14 protein-coding genes are annotated in these 15749 nt (G+C 38.4%); 3 read left to right on the forward strand and 11 right to left on the reverse strand.

Annotation, left to right across the window (positions count from 1 at the left end; genetic code table 11):
* Positions 1–19 precede the first annotated feature (19 nt).
* Positions 20–877, reverse strand: coding sequence for a PA4780 family RIO1-like protein kinase (locus I6F48_RS06735; protein ID WP_010555357.1), 858 nt, complete (start codon positions 875–877; stop codon positions 20–22).
* 311 nt (positions 878–1188) lie between these two features.
* Here I6F48_RS06735 and I6F48_RS06740 point away from each other — a divergent pair, with 311 nt between their 5' ends.
* Together I6F48_RS06740 and I6F48_RS06745 are read left to right on the forward strand one after the other, a co-directional pair.
* Positions 1189–1464, forward strand: coding sequence for an EF-hand domain-containing protein (locus I6F48_RS06740; protein ID WP_007581281.1), 276 nt, complete (start codon positions 1189–1191; stop codon positions 1462–1464).
* A 12-nt stretch (positions 1465–1476) separates the two neighbouring features.
* Complete coding sequence (locus tag I6F48_RS06745) at positions 1477–1932, forward strand: hypothetical protein (protein WP_165729023.1); 456 nt, start codon at positions 1477–1479, stop codon at positions 1930–1932.
* An 88-nt stretch (positions 1933–2020) separates the two neighbouring features.
* Here the strand turns inward: I6F48_RS06745 and I6F48_RS06750 are convergent, their stop codons facing one another.
* The 5 genes from I6F48_RS06750 to I6F48_RS06770 all read right to left on the reverse strand — a co-directional run bounded on the left by I6F48_RS06750 (position 2021) and on the right by I6F48_RS06770 (position 8427).
* On the reverse strand, positions 2021–3400 hold the full coding sequence (locus I6F48_RS06750) for an FG-GAP repeat domain-containing protein (protein WP_010555359.1): 1380 nt from the start codon (positions 3398–3400) through the stop codon (positions 2021–2023).
* Positions 3401–3920: 520 nt separating this feature from the next.
* Complete coding sequence (locus I6F48_RS06755) at positions 3921–5861, reverse strand: putative bifunctional diguanylate cyclase/phosphodiesterase (RefSeq protein ID WP_165729026.1); 1941 nt, start codon at positions 5859–5861, stop codon at positions 3921–3923.
* A 261-nt stretch (positions 5862–6122) separates the two neighbouring features.
* Positions 6123–6968, reverse strand: a complete 846-nt coding sequence (gene yghU, locus I6F48_RS06760; RefSeq protein WP_007581288.1) for a glutathione-dependent disulfide-bond oxidoreductase — start codon at positions 6966–6968, stop codon at positions 6123–6125.
* A gap of 77 nt (positions 6969–7045) precedes the next feature.
* On the reverse strand, positions 7046–7627 hold the full coding sequence (locus tag I6F48_RS06765) for a rhomboid family intramembrane serine protease (protein ID WP_010555361.1): 582 nt from the start codon (positions 7625–7627) through the stop codon (positions 7046–7048).
* Between the two features lie 116 nt (positions 7628–7743).
* Positions 7744–8427: a type 1 glutamine amidotransferase domain-containing protein gene (locus I6F48_RS06770; protein WP_024593554.1), complete on the reverse strand. Its 684-nt coding sequence runs from the start codon at positions 8425–8427 to the stop codon at positions 7744–7746.
* Positions 8428–8584: 157 nt separating this feature from the next.
* Between I6F48_RS06770 and I6F48_RS06775 the strand changes: the two genes are divergently transcribed.
* Positions 8585–9508, forward strand: coding sequence for a LysR family transcriptional regulator (locus I6F48_RS06775; protein WP_165729029.1), 924 nt, complete (start codon positions 8585–8587; stop codon positions 9506–9508).
* 43 nt (positions 9509–9551) lie between these two features.
* Here the strand turns inward: I6F48_RS06775 and I6F48_RS06780 are convergent, their stop codons facing one another.
* From I6F48_RS06780 to I6F48_RS06800, 5 genes are all read right to left on the reverse strand, one after another.
* Positions 9552–10286, reverse strand: coding sequence for a dienelactone hydrolase family protein (locus I6F48_RS06780; protein ID WP_165729030.1), 735 nt, complete (start codon positions 10284–10286; stop codon positions 9552–9554).
* A gap of 243 nt (positions 10287–10529) precedes the next feature.
* Positions 10530–11861, reverse strand: coding sequence for a glycerophosphodiester phosphodiesterase family protein (locus I6F48_RS06785; RefSeq protein WP_197119107.1), 1332 nt, complete (start codon positions 11859–11861; stop codon positions 10530–10532).
* Positions 11862–11930: 69 nt separating this feature from the next.
* Positions 11931–12782, reverse strand: a complete 852-nt coding sequence (locus I6F48_RS06790; protein WP_197119108.1) for a carboxylate/amino acid/amine transporter — start codon at positions 12780–12782, stop codon at positions 11931–11933.
* A 383-nt stretch (positions 12783–13165) separates the two neighbouring features.
* Positions 13166–15301 (reverse strand): M3 family metallopeptidase, encoded by a 2136-nt coding sequence (locus I6F48_RS06795; RefSeq protein ID WP_197119109.1) that lies wholly within the window; start codon positions 15299–15301, stop codon positions 13166–13168.
* Between the two features lie 209 nt (positions 15302–15510).
* On the reverse strand, positions 15511–15720 hold the full coding sequence (locus tag I6F48_RS06800) for a hypothetical protein (protein ID WP_165740494.1): 210 nt from the start codon (positions 15718–15720) through the stop codon (positions 15511–15513).
* Positions 15721–15749 lie beyond the last annotated feature (29 nt).

A 15749-nucleotide genomic window follows, 5' to 3' on the forward strand; every position in this document is an offset into this window, starting at 1 on the left:
AGTAAGCTATGACGATGAGCTATTCATCATCGTCAGCATTTTTAATTCGCTCTAAGCGGTCAAACTCTTCGTATTCGGCAGCTTGAATTTCATCAAGAATAGAATCTACATCGGCAAGTTCGTCACTGTCTTCAAATTCACCTGTAAGCGTTGAATTAGGCGTTAAATTGGCCTCTTCAAATAATGCCCACATTTCTTTAGCGTATTGAGTTTTTAGTATGCTTGGCGCAAATTCACCATAGTAGCGGCGTATGTTATTTACATCGCGTGCAAACATAGCTTGTGCACTGTTATTTGCTGAAGCGTTAACTGCTTGCGGTAAATCTATAATTACAGGGCCGTTATTATCTACAAGTACATTAAATTCAGATAAATCGCCGTGTATTATACCTGCGCAAAGCATAAGCTTAATGTAATGCATCATGAGTTTATGTTGCTCAATAGCTTGCTCTTCACTAAAAACGACATGTCCAAGTTGAGGGGCTACGTTACCATTCTCGTCCGACACAAGCTCCATAAGCAGCACGCCATCAATACAAAAGTAAGTATCAGGAACACGTACACCCACGCCAGCTAAACGAGATAACGCATCAACTTCGGCATTTTGCCAAATCTCTTCTTCTAATTGACGGCCATAGCTAGAACGTTTACCCATAGCACGCGCTTGGCGTCCACCACGTACTTTTCGGCCTTCTTGGTATTGTGCCGCTTTTTTAAAGCTACGTTTAACCGCGTCTTTATACACTTTCGCACAGCGAATGTGCTCACCACAGCGGACAATAAATACATCGGCTTCTTTACCGCTCATTAGTCGGCTTATAACTTCGTCAATAAGGCCATCATCAACAAGGGGTTGTAGGCGTTTAGGTATTTTCACAGATTGCCTGCTAAGTAGGGTTGGTTATTAATCATTATTTATGAAAGTGCTCTGTATTTGTTTGTTTAATTGGCTCAAGCAGTATATCAGCTTTGAGAATTAAGGGCAGTAACACTACTGCCTGAGAGTAATTAATCGTATTATTTTATTAGCTTATATATTGATTGCAAAGCAATCAACCAGAACTTTTTAAATAAGTATTTAGATTACTATTTTTTATTAAAATAATTTATTACTTCCTCATTATTTGCACATTGTTTGCGTTTTTAAAGCGTAAGCTTAGTTTAATTCTTAAATACGAGGTTATTACTATGAAGCATTTTTCAACTCTTGCCACTGTGGCAATATTATCTATTGCTTTTTCAGCTAATGTAGCTGCTCGAGGCGGTGACAATCCTCCTGAAAAACCTGACTTCTCAACTATTGATACTGATGGTGATGGCGTAATTAGCTTTGAAGAGTTTAGTGCTAAAAAACCGCCACACGGCGATGCACAAACAATTTTTGATTCTATAGATGCCGATGGTAATGGCGAAATTAGTGAACAAGAACTTAGCGATCATAAACCACCTCGTCGTGAACGCTGAAAGGATACTAAAATGATTAATAGTATTAACAGTAGTTCTGCGAGTTTTATGTCGCAACAAAGTAGTCAGGCTGCAAAACTAACAACAGAGCAAAGCGATTTTGTTAAAGAAACGCTTGCAGAGTTTGACGCTGAAAACTTAACCGAAGAAAACGCGCAAAGTATTCAAGCGGCATTTAAAGAACAAGGTATTGAACCAACAAAAGAGCTTGCTGATTTAATGAGCGAACTTGAGTTTGATGCTAAAAGCATTGGTGATGCAGGACGAGTGGAAGGCCAAAGACCGCCACCGCCGCCACAGAACTCATTAGAATCAGTAGATACAGACGAAGTAGTCAGCTACTTAGATGAGCTATTAACTGAGTATTCAAGCCAGTTGTCTGATGAAGATAAAGAATCAATCCTTGCATCAGTGCAAGAGAAGTTTGGTTTAAGTGAAGGCGATTCACTGCTAAATGTAACTGCTTAGGTGTTATAACTTAGAGTAAAGCTGACTGTTACTCGAAAGTCTTAAGTCCAAAGCCCAACGGTTAACTCCGTTGGGCTTTTTTATTGGCTTAATTTAAGCGTGTTTCTATTTTGCTGGTGCCATCTTCTTCGGTAAATTTAAATACAAAATCTTTTTTACCGTCTTGGTTTATGTCTACCAGAAGAATATCTTTATTATTTTTAGGCAGCGTTAGTTTTAATTTTTTACGTTTATCATTTAGCAGTGAGTCTTGCTCTCCGTAATAAATATACAGCGTTTTTTTACTGTATTTGTATACTGCGTCAATATAGCTGTCGCCGTTAATATCACCTAAATATAGGGCTGGCTCGGAATCATCGCCGTTCATTCCTACTTCCATTTCTAAATCAAGTTCGATACTCGATTTATTGGCAAATGAGCCGTCGGGTTGCTGCTTATAAATGTTCATTTCTACATCTACATCAGTACTGCCACCGCCCAATGCCATAGACGCAATAGTACCTAAGCCAATATCTAAATCCATTTTTTGTAAATCAATTAAGCCATCATTATTAAAATCAGTTTTGAGCAATAACTCACTAGGGCCTTGTGTTTCAAATAAGGTAATGGGCGTATTACTAAAGCCTTTAGCACTTCCTAGGTACAAAGTATGTGCTATTTTTATATCTAACGAATCCATACCTTGCGTTGGCTTAAACTGTCTAGTTGTAAAATCTAGAAATCCGTCGTTATTAATATCAATAATTTGCTTTATTTTGCGAGTTTCGCCATTGCTTAGCTCGCCTAATTCGATGTTAAAATCAATTGAGGTGAGCTTTTGCTCAAAGCCTTCTGAATTAGCAAGTAGTACATCTGCTCCAAAGTCATTTGAAAAAACCAAGTCGCTTAACCCGTCGTGGTTAAAATCAATAACAACGGGTTTATTGTTAATATTAACTTCTAGAGAAAGCCCTTTTCCTGAAAAGCTGCCTTCATACATAGGTGTTTGTTTAAATTTGTTAGGCTTAAAGCTGCCATCTTTATTTTGAATGTATAAAGTACTGCTTGCTAACCCAGGGATGAAAATATCGCTTAGACCGTCGTTGTTGGCATCGAAGACAAAGTCTACTTTTTCAAATTTATCTATTTTTAATTGATTTAGAACCGACTCATAATTAAACAATAGTGTTGGTTTACCAGCATGGGCTTTGTATACGCCATCACTTGTTAGTACGAGTGCTTGTTTATCGGTAATGTTAGCAAGTGTAGCCACATCAAACCCGATGGCATTTTTTGGTAAAGCAAGTTCACTACTTAGTGATGTGAGTAAATTGATGGCTTCTAATTGTTTTGATTCTTTATTATATGCAAATAAAATCTCTGAATCGGTTGATACTAATTCATCCGTTGTTTTTATTGCCATTGTTTGAGCTATAGCGCTAATGGGGGTAAGTAAAGTGATGAGTGAATAGCAAAGTGGTTTTATCATGCAAATCCCTTTTTTATATTTAGTTGTATCGTTACATTTTTATTATTCACTTATATAAGCAACATCAGCGCACAACTTAACGTAGGGTCCAGCGCTGGCGGTTTGCTAATTAGCGTAAATTTAAACGTAATACACTTATGTAAGTTGGTTTATATTTAGCCTACGCTAATAACTATGTACTGGGTGTAAGTAATTGTAAGATTATGTTTTAAGAAGGGCTTGTTGACCTTTCAGGATTGAACTTTGTTCAACCCAAGGAAGATTTAATCGCGGCGCGAGGTTTGTAACCTAGTAACAAAGAGTCAATCTCCCCTAGGCAGAACCCTTCGGGCAGCGAATGTTTGGCATTTATGCTGCGTTATCGCCTATTTATGGGGAATAACCACACTACATAGGCTCTGCATTGCCTAAATACCAAACAGTCTGCTGCAAATTTAACCTCGAAAGATAAACAAGCCCTAATAAGAAAGGTAGTGCAAAACTCATATGGCAGTTAAGCGCTTTTAGCGGGTTTTGGTTATCAACGGCACAGCTTATTTTGCTCATTTAAATAAGCATCTACAAAATCTACTTCCATCGGTTTTGAAAAGTAATAACCTTGCAGGTGAGATACACCAATATTAGTAAGCGTGTTTGCTTGTTCAATAGTTTCAACGCCTTCGGCAACAACAGTAAAATCTAAAGATGAGGCCATTTGTACAATTGCATGAATAATACTTAACCCTCTTTTATCCATATTTTGAATAAAACTTCTGTCTATTTTTACTATATCTACACCAATATCAAGCATGCTTGATAGTGATGAGTAGCCAGTTCCAAAATCATCAATTGAAATACAAAAGCCTTGTTTTTGTAGTGCTTTCACGGCTGTCAAAAATGTGAGTTTATCTTCGGCAAATACTGATTCGGTAATTTCTATATGCAGATCTTTAGGCTCTACTTGGTGATTGTTTACTATTTTTAATACCTTAGTTACAAAATTTGGATCTTGTAATTGTATTACCGATACGTTCACGCTTACTGCAATTTTTGTCGGTAAATGGTTGAATTTATTTGCTTGTATACATGCTTGTTCTATGACCCAGAGGCCCATTTGGGTTATTAAACCGTATTGCTCGGCAATAGTTATAAACTCATCAGGGAAAATATTTTCACCGTCTAGTTGCCAGCGTAATAATGATTCGAAAGAGGTTACTTTTGATGTTTTGCTATCTACAATTGGCTGAAATACTAGTCTTAAACTGTTTTCTTCTATGGCACTGGCTAGGCGTTGACTCAACAGGTACTCTCTTTCTTGTTTTAATTTGAGTGAATCGTTATAAATATTGATATTACCTTTAGCCATGCGTTTTTGGTGATACATTGCAATATCAGCAGAGCGAATTAAGGTATTTAAATCACTCCCGTGCTCAGGGTACATGGCCATTCCAATAGTTGCTGATACCCATTTTTGATATTTATATGTTTCATGCTCGGCGCTAATGCTTTGAAGCACTTTATTAGCAAACTCGATAAGCTCAGTTTGGCTTTGATACGTTGCTAAAATTAAAAACTCATCTCCGCCCCAACGGCATTTATAGAGTTGTTGGTTGCATACATTACTAATTCTCAGTGCTATTTCTTTTAATACTTTATCGCCTACTTTGTGACCCAACGAATCGTTGATTTGCTTAAAACCATCTAAATCTACAAATAATAAAGCAAAGGGTTCTTTAGGGTTATCTGCTAGTTGTTTGTTTGCATTTTTTAAAAATGCGGTGCGGTTTAATAGATTTGTGAGTGGATCGGTATTCGATAAGCGGTAAATTTCTTCAGTGCGTTGTTCGACCTTATTTTCCATTTCATTAAGCAGCTCTCTGTTTTGGTTTTTGAGCTTGATTGCACTGTGTGTAAATGTGGCTGATTTGTACGAAGAGGCAATCATGATTGTGGCAAAAGTTAAACCTAATAACCCCAATACGTGTTGGTAGTGATCGTTTGAAAGCGCTAGCAAAAAAGAGTAGGGCGCCAATAAAGTAAAACTATATAGAACAGCGGTAAAACGACTTCCAGACAGCAAATTTGCAGAGCCACCGGCAAGCGCCGATAAAATAGCAATGGTCGTAGTAACTTCCACCGTAGATGAAGTGCTATGAAACCAAAGAGCATAACCACACCAAGACACGGCTGTTGATATACAGCCAATAGCAAAGCGATTTAGATAAGAATGTGTGTTGTAAGGTTGGCGAGAATTTTGAGCTTTCAAAAAAAGCCCTACATCAATAATACGTAAAGTAAGCACGCACATCATTATGCCTAACCAGACTACTTTATCGTGGTTAGTTTTCTCATTAGTTATATCAAAAGCAAATACTAAAGCAACGCTGACTAGTACAGAGACTGCAATTCCGGAAATAGCATTCGAGTATAAAATTTTGAGCGCTTCTTTTCGCTCATTATTACTTAAATTGTTATATGGCACTAATTAAAACCTTTTTCAAAAACAACCCCTAGGAAATTAAGTAAACCATTTAGCAAATTACACTAATGCAATACTGGTAATACAAAGAGCTTAATAAGCCTTTACACAGCTAAATAAAACTTTAATGTAAAGTAAATATAGTTTATGGGAGGGATAAAAAAAGTTTAAAAAGTAAAAAGGCCCAAAATAAATATTTATTTTGAGCCTTAAAATTATCAAGCAGGTTAAAGTGTTAACGACTTTACTTGCTGTTCTATAGATTTAACCTTCGAAATCGCTATCGTTATGGCGCTCTGCCATTTGCTCTTCTTCAGGGCCCCATGTGCGATTTACGCGACGACCACGCTTTACTGCGGGGCGCTCTGATATTTGCGTAGCCCAGCGTACAACATGGGTGTATGAGGCAACATCTAAAAACTCTGCTGCATCATATAAAGCTCCAAGCACTAACGATCCGTACCACGGCCAAATTGCAATATCGGCAATTGAGTATTCATCACCTGCCATGTATTCATTTTCGCTTAAATGGCGATTTAACACGTCAAGCTGGCGTTTAGTTTCCATGGTAAAACGGTCAATAGGGTATTGCATTTTACTTGGTGCGTAGCTATAAAAATGACCAAATCCGCCACCTAAGTAAGGCGCTGAGCCCATTTGCCAAAATAGCCAGTTACGACACTCAGTTTTAGCTTTTAAATCTTTAGGTATGAGTACATCAAATTTCTCAGCCAAATACTGTAAAATAGAACCAGATTCAAAGATGCGAGTAGGCGGCGTGGTTGAATGATCCATTAGCGCTGGGATTTTTGAGTTTGGATTAATATCAACAAAGTCAGATCCAAACTGATCGCCATCACCTATGTTTATTAAATATGCGTCATAGTCTGCATCGGTGCAACCAAGCTGTAAAAGCTCTTCAAACATGATTGTAGCTTTTTGGCCATTAGGTGTCGCAAGAGAATAAAGCTGAAATGCGTGCTCACCAATAGGTAGAGTTTTGTCATGAGTCGCGCCTGCGATTGGGCGGTTAATGCTGGCAAACTTACCGCCACTTTCACTTTCCCACGTCCATACTTTTGGTGGCGTGTATTCGTTTTTATCACTCATAAATAACCTCTGTTAGATGAAATACATATATGGTAAATGTGGCCATAAAAAATTAATTAAAGGCCCTAATACTTAATTTACCGACCTTTTAATTTATCGGCTTTTGCTAATCTATAACCTAAAAACAACCCGCTTAGCGCTCCAAATAAATGGCTTTCAAACGATACATGATAGCGCTGAGGTAAAACACCCCATATAAAACCGCTATAAAGTATAGCCACTACAACTGCAATTATAATTGATTTTAATGAGCGTCTTACTAAGCCGTAGCATAGAATAAAGCCCCATAAACCATATATAACACCGCTTAAACCAACATGTATGTTACTGCGCCCAAATGCCCAAACTAAGAGTCCACCGACTAGAGCGGTAAAAATAAATACGTTATAAAAACGTTTTACGCTGTACTGGCAAATTAGCCAGCTTAATACTACAAATGGGATCATATTACTGGCAAAGTGCCACCAGCTACCATGTAAAAAAGGTGCGCATAGTATGCCAATTAAGCCTTGGATACTGCGTGGATATATGCCTAAACCATTAAGATTTATGCCAGGTAGACTATTGATCACCTGTAGTACGAAGCAAATAACAACAATACTAAATATTGCGAAACGGGTACTCGTTAGTAATGACAGTGTGGTTGGCTTGGTTGCCATATAATCGCCCTAATTGACTTTAAGAGTTGCCAGTATAGGAATTGTATTTGCTAATGAAAAGCAATTAAAAAAGCACAGCATAAAATGCTGTGCTTAATTTTAATTATTACTCACTATTAACCTAATTTAGTTAATAGTTTTTTTGCAGCTAGTTCAGAGCTTGCTGGGTTTTGGCCGGTAATTACTAAACCGTCTTCTAGTGCTAATACACCCCAGTCGTCAGTTTTTTGATAATCGCCACCTTTTTTAATTAGCTCGTCTTCAACTAAAAATGGCACGATATCGGTAAGTTGCACTGCAGCTTCTTCAGAGTTAGTAAAACCAGTTACTTTTTTACCCGCTACTAATGCATTGCCATCAGCATCTTTAACATTTAAAAATGCAGCACTTGCATGACATACCGCAGCAACAGGCTTTTGCTCTTTTACAAAGCTTTCGATAAGTGAGATTGAATCAGTGTTGTCAACTAAGTCCCATAATGGACCGTGACCGCCTGGGTAAAATACAGCATCAAAATCGTTAGATTTTACTTCACTCAACACTTTAGTGTTTGCCATAAGGGTTTGCGCTGCGCTATCTGCGTCATAACGTTTTGTTGCATCTGTTTGAAAATCGACAAGCGTACTTGTCGGATCAATGGGTGGTTGACCGCCAGCTGGAGACGCTAATGTTACTTCAACGCCTGCATCAACAAATGCATAATAAGGGGCTGCAAATTCTTCTACCCAAAAACCTGTTTTTTCGCCAGTGTTACCAAGTTCTGCGTGAGATGTAAGAACCATAAGTATTTTTTTAGACATTGAATATATTCCTTCTGATGATTTGAATTAGTTTATCTTGCTTACCAATTACTATATGCACTAAAAGAGTTTTAAACAACGATGATAAATTTAACTTTATTGATTTAATAATTGATACAATAGAGGGGTTGAATTTAAAACACGCTACGGAGCACATATGAAGGTGTCGTTTGAGCAGTTAAAGAGCATGGTCGTATTTGCGCAAATTGTAGAGCAGGGCAGTTTAACTGCTGCCGCTAAACAGCTAGGATTTACGCGAGCAGTAGCAAGTTATCATTTAAAAAAGTTAGAAACCCAACTTGAAGTCACTTTATTAAATCGCTCAACTCGTACCATGGCGCTAACTGAGGCGGGCATTGCTTATTATGAGCGTTGTAGAATAATTACCGAACAAGCTAATGCGGCTAATCAGCAAATAGAAAATATAAAGAGTGAGCCACAAGGTTTACTTAAAATTAGCTGCCCTGTGAATGTGGGAATGCAGCTAATTGTGCCCGCAATAAATACGTTTAAGCGCCAATACCCTAAAATTAAAATAGACTTACAGCTTACTGACGATGTGGTTGATATTATTAAAAATGGGTTCGATTTTGCAATTAGGGGTGTGGCACTGAGTGACTCCAACTTGCAAGCAACCAAGCTTACTACAATGAGCACTTGTATTTGTGGCGCGCCGGATTACTTTACACATTTTGGTAAACCTAAAACGCCTTTAGAATTGGCAGATCATCAATGGGTGGTTTATCAGCTAGGAAGTAAAACGTTAACACTTTCAAAAGATGGCAAAAAACACGACATTGCAATGCAAGGCGCCTTAAGTACTAATAACGCAGCTGCACGTACTGCCTTTGTAGAAGCGGGGCATGGCATTGGGCGTATACCGCTTTACGATGCGTGGCCTAAAGTACAAGCTGGGCTACTTGAAATAATATTAGATGATTATAAAAGCAAAGATATTGAACTGTACGGAGTATTTCCGCCAGGGGCTGCGGGTTCTAAAAAACTACGATTATTTATTGATTACCTAAAAGCATATTTTGTAAAACAGCATACCGCCTTGGGTATGCTGAAAAGCGTTTAATTCTTTTCGCTTTTAAAATATTTATAAAGCATTTATAAAATACTTATAAAGTACGGCTAAATAATGCAACCGCTTGTTGATACATATTAATTGCAAGGGCTGCATCGTATCGCTCACCTTCATCACGCATAAAGGCATGCTGGGCGTTAACTTCTTGCCATTGGTAATTAATGCCAGTGCTTACGCATTGCTGGTATATTTTAGTGCGACCTTCTTGTGGCACATGCGGGTCTTGTTTACCCCATATAAAGTGAATTTCGCCTTGTATATCAGCCATGCGTTCAAATGAGTTATTACCTGATTTTGCCGGTAATGTGTCGCTGTGAATATCAGTCGCGTATAAGCAAAAAGCCGCTTTAATTTCAGGGTTAAGCGCCGCTCTATAAGCTAAATGCCCACCAATACATACGCCCATTGCGCCTACTGTACCTGTGCAATAGCTTTGTTGTTTTATAAAATCGATCATGGCTTGCGTGTCACTATCATGATGCTCAAGTGGCTTTGCCCACTTATCGGCATTGCCTTTGTCTTTACCTGTATCATCGTAAGCAAGCACAGTGCCTATAGGATTTAACTCGTGAAACACTTCAGGCACTAATACTACAAAGCCATGGCTTGCTAAAATAGCCGCGCTGCGTGCAATAGGTGCAGTTTGCTGAAAAATTTCAGAATAAAAAATAATAGCAGGGAATTGCCCTTGCGCCTGAGGGCGATATACGGTTGTTCGCATTAAACCTGTAGGTGTTGGCAAGTCTGCGTTATGTTGTTGAATTATCATAAAAGCGCTCAGTTAAATAAAATTATATATAATGATATGGTAACTGAGCGCGATAAAATAAACGACTTTTGTTGTCGAATATTTATACCAACCTGCATAAATCTTTGATCAATTTAACGAATTAAATTTCACTATAACGTCGTTAAAAATTTTTTATTTAGAACAACTAGATAAAAAATTTTTGCCTAGTTCTAGCGTAATTTTCTTAACGTTAAATAGACCCCATATATAAGCAGATTGGTATTAAATACTTGCAGGCATTTTATTACAACTAGCGTAATAACTTACGGTAGCCGGCCAATCTGAAAATATAGCCATTACACCCACGTCCTTTGCGAGTACATCAACGACCGTCATCATGTCGCCATCGTTATCTATAACATCAGCAATTGATTGATAGTAATAACCACCACCTTCATTAAGCGGACCTGAGCGCTCAAGGCTCCATGCAATAAGCTCTAAACCTGCTGCTTTTGCGTCAATGGCGTATTGTGATGGCACTATATTACTTTCGCTGTTTATTGTTAGCATCATCCAAATTGGAGGCGCTAAAATTTTAACGCCATCGGCAACAAGCTCATCCATGCTAGGTTGCCATGTTTGCGGGTTGTTTGGATCAAATCCTGCTTCGCTGTCGCGACCATCTAGGTATACGCTTTTATCTGCAAAATCAGGGTTGGTATTAATCCAGTATTTTACGTCATTAAGATTAAACGACTGCGGATAAACTTTTGAGGCTGGCACACCCATTTGTGTGTATTCGTCTAGCATTTTTTGCGCGTATTGCTCTTGGGTCATTCCATTAAATGGCATACTTACTTGCGGCGATTTAAGTTCTGGGGTCATTTTTACGCCCATCTCATTAAACAATGCAATACTTTGTTTATGGGTCATCAATGTGCCGTTGGTGGCATATAAATCAGTGCGCCAACTTGGTGTACCATCCATGTAATCGGCAACGGTAGTTGCATTAGTGTTTGCCCCATCCATTTTACCTTCAAGGGTTAAAAATTCCGCTAAGCTTATATCGCTGGTACAACATTTTGCAGAAGCAGCAATACCGTTAGCGGGGTCTGCTGGTGTAAATGGTACACTGCATTTAGCTGCAAGCTCAGGAATGGCTAAAATATTAGTTGTGGTGTGTAAGTCGCATTGGGAGTGGCGACATACTAGTTCTTTATCGTTTGTAAATGTAACATCGCATTCAACAATGCCTGCGCCCATTCTAGCTGCAGCAATGTAGGCTTCTTTGGTGTGCTCAGGATATTGCATTGATGCACCGCGATGACCAATAGAAAAGTCGGTGCGGTAAAAAGGACCTTCACTGCATGACTCTAATTGTGTTTTTAAAGCGCTGTCGCTCATATCATTGACTAAATAATATGGACGAGTGCCTAGTTGAATATCTGGCGCATCACCGTTTGGTACTTCTACAATAACAGGCGTAGGTACTTCAACAATCTCAACTTCGGTGTTGGTAACAACCACTTCTTTTTCTATTATTTCTACATCGTCGTCGCAGCCAGCAAGTGTGGCTAACAATATACAGCCTGTAAGTAAGGTAATACGTTTCATTGTTTATCCTTAAAAAGTAAAATTTGTACTACCTTAATGATTATTAATGACAATTTAGCTACAAGTTTATTAATTTACTTTTTTATTAATAATTTGATTCACTATTAATGCACCTAACATTATAGCTGCTCCAATACTTAACCTAACTATGTCAGCGTCTCTATTCCATATAAGGACATTAACTATAATACCAGCTGGGATTAGTAAGTTATTCATTACGGCTAAAGCTCCAACGTTGACGAGTGTTGCGCCTTTATTCCACATAAAGTAACCAAGGCCCGATGCAACAACTCCTAAATAAATCAGTATTCCCCACTGAGTAGAAGTGCTTGGTAATTTGTTTGAATTACCAAATAATGCATAACAAATTGTGGCAATAATAAGTGCGCCTATAAAAAACCATCCAAATACGGTTTTATCATCAAGCTGATTGTTCATCATTAAGCGTTTATAGGTCACTTGACCTACAGCAAAACTGATATTAGCACCTTGAACAAGCAATAATCCGATTATGAAGTTGTTATTTAGGTTTTCGAAACGAATGGTAATTGCACCGATTACGGCAATAAGCGCGACTATAAAAAAGCGTGGGTTAAACCGTTTATTCAATGCATCGTTTAATAAAGTGATGTAAATAGGGGTCATTACTGTAAATAGCAGTACTTCGGGTACGGTTAAAAATAAAAATGAGTGGTAATAAAAGCTGTACATAATACCAAGCTGTACAGCGCCAATCAGCATAAGCTTTAAGGCTAAAGGTTTAGGCGTTGTTTTAAGTTTTAAAAATGGTAAAAATACCAGAGTGGCTAGTGCTATGCGAATTAACACACTAAACCATGCATCAACTTGGCCGGCTAAATACACGCCAATTAAACTAAATGAAAATGCCCAAAGTAAAGTTACTGCAAATAAGTACCGCATAGCTGTCGTCTTTAAATAATTAATGGCAGCAGTTTATCTGTTATAAATTGATGTATAAACAATAAAAGCCCGCAAGCGGGCTTTTATAAAGCAATAATTAATAAACTAAGTTACTAGGGCGTGTTGATCTTTGTGGATTGAAATTTGTTCAATCTAGGGGCGATTTAATCGCGGCGCGAGGTTTGTAACCTAGCGGGCTAAGTAAAAACCGAGTAACAAAGAGTTAATCGTCCCTAGAAAGAACCCAAAGGGCAGCGCATGTTTGGCATTTATGCTGCGTTATCGCCTATTTATGGGGAATAACCACACTACATAGGCTCTGCCTTGCCTAAAGACCAAACATACTGCTGCAAATTCAACCACGAAAGGTCAACATGCCCTAACTATTCAACTAAACCACGGCGCTTAAGTAGTGCGTCGGTAGTTGGTTTTTGACCTCTAAACTCAATGTAGCTTTGCATTAAGTCGCGGCTGTTACCTTTTGATAGGATTTCTTTACGGAACTTATCACCATTTTTACGTGTTAAGCCGCCGTTGTTTTCCATATGTGCAAAGGCGTCTGCTGCAAACACTTCAGTCCAAAGGTATGCGTAGTAACCCGCTGAATAACCACCTGCAAATGTGTGACTAAAGAAGTTTGATTTGTAACGCGGTGGAACAGGGTAGTAAGCAATGCCGTGTTTTTCTAACGCGTCTTGCTCAAATTTTTGAACGTCAGTAATCTTTTTATCAGAGCCAAATGAATGCCATTCCATATCAAGTAGTGCAGCGGCTAAATATTCAGTAGTGCCGTAACCTTGGTTGAATTTTTGCGATTCTAGTACTTTATCAAGTAAAGCTTGTGGAATTGGCTCACCTGTTTTGTAGTGCTTAGCGTAGTTAGCAAGTACTGTTGGTTCAATCATCCAGTCTTCGTTTGCTTGTGACGGAAATTCAACAAAGTCACGCGCCGTTGCAGTACCCGCTAGGCTTGGGTATTTAACATCTGAGAATAAGCCGTGCGCAGCATGACCAAACTCATGGAACATTGTAGACACTTCGTCAAATGTTAATAATGTAGGCTCGCCTGCAGCTGGCTTTGGAATATTTAACGCGTTGTAAATAACCGGTTTAGTACCTTTTAAGCCGCTTTGACTTACGTATGCACTCATCCATGCACCGCCACGTTTACCTTCACGTGCGTATGGGTCTAAGTAAAATAAACCAATAGCACTGCCATCAGCGTTAAATACTTCGTACGCTGTTACATCTTCATGATAAACAGGTAGGTCTTTACGTTCTTTAAACGTAATACCGTAAAGTTTGTTCATCGCGAAGAATAGACCGTCGTGAATAACCGATTGCATTTCAAAGTATGGTTTAACTAATGCTGGATCTAAGTTGTACTTTTCTGCACGTACTTTTTCAGCATAAAAAGTCCAATCCCACGGTTTAAGCTCAAAGCTCTCGCCTGAATCGTTAATCACTTTTTGAATTGCTGCAGCTTCAATTTTAGCTTTTTCAACTGCTTTTGGTGCTAGGTCATCAAGGATGCCGTAAACGTTTTCAGTTGTTTGTGCCATACGCGACGTCATTACATAAGAAGCCCAATCTTTGTAGCCTAAAAGCTCTGCTTTTTGAGCGCGTAGGTTGGTTTCTTTAATAATGATAGGGCCGTTAGTTTTTGCTGCACGGTTTGCAGAGGCTTTAAAAATACGCTCACGTAGGTCACGGTTTTCAAGGCTTGATAAAATTGGTTGTTGCGTTGTATTTACCAAAGTGATCATGTAGCCGTCTTTGCCCGCCTTTTTAGCCGAAGCTGCAAGGCCTGCAATTTCACCTTCAGAAAGACCCGCTAATTTACTTTTATCTGTAACTACAATAACGTCTTCTTTAAACGATTTTAAAATGTTTTGTGAAAACGCAGTAGACAGCTGAGCTAGCTCTGAGTTAATTTCACGCATTTTAGCTTTTTCAGCGTCGTTTAATTTAGCACCTGCTTTTACAAACTGCTTGTAGTAAAAATCAACTAGGCGTTTATCTTCTGCGTTTAATTTATCTTGATTGTCGTAAATTGTTTGTACGCGCTTAAATAATTCACCGTTTAAGTAAATATCATCTGAGTGAGCAGATAATACAGGCGCCATTTTTTCATCAATACGCTGGTATTCAGCATCTGAAATTAAACCAGATAAGTTATAAAAAGCAGCTGATACGCGATTTAATAGCTCACCTGACAACTCCATTTTAACTAATGTGTTTTCAAATGTAGCAGGAGCAGGGTTGTTAGCAATAGCTTGTACTTGTGCTGTGTGCTGAGCGATACCTGCATCAAATGCAGCTTCGTAATCTTTTGTACCAAACTTATCAAATTCTGGTGCCATATATTGCAATGGGCTAGGCTTAAATAAAACATTGTTTGCGTTCATGTCTTGCACTTGTGCTGCGCCTTCTTTTGCCATGTTTTGTGTATCGTTAGATGAACAGGCAGATAATATTAAAGCACTAGCAATAGTAGTGGCGATCAGGGTTTTACGCATAATAACTCCATAGAAAGATTAGCCGGAATAGGCTTTGCGAGTCGAAAAACCTAGTTAACTTATCAAATTTTGGGGTTTATACAATAAAGTTTATCGGTATTAAGCGGGATTTGAACGCAAATTAGCTAATATTTAGCTTTAAGGGAGGTAAAAGTAGCTCTAAAAGTAAACACCTGAGCTACTTATATAGGTCGTAGATTCATAATTGCCTAGTTATATCCAAGTACAAATTTTCTCTCAGAGCCAAAACTGCTTGGTTGTTGTTGGCCAAACTCTTTGTTAATAGATGCCAGTGTTTGCTCTTGCTCTGCAAGAAGGCACAAAATTTTATTTCGATAATCTAGGCTGCTCTCAAATAAATGTAAGTCTACCTGTGGCTGCAAAGTTGCCAGCCTTTGATTTAAAGTTAGTTGTGACATAGTGATCTCCAATGCTTGTACACTATTTA

The sequence above is a fragment of the Pseudoalteromonas sp. SWYJ118 genome (genome assembly GCF_015864505.1).
GTDB lineage: Bacteria > Pseudomonadota > Gammaproteobacteria > Enterobacterales > Alteromonadaceae > Pseudoalteromonas > Pseudoalteromonas arctica.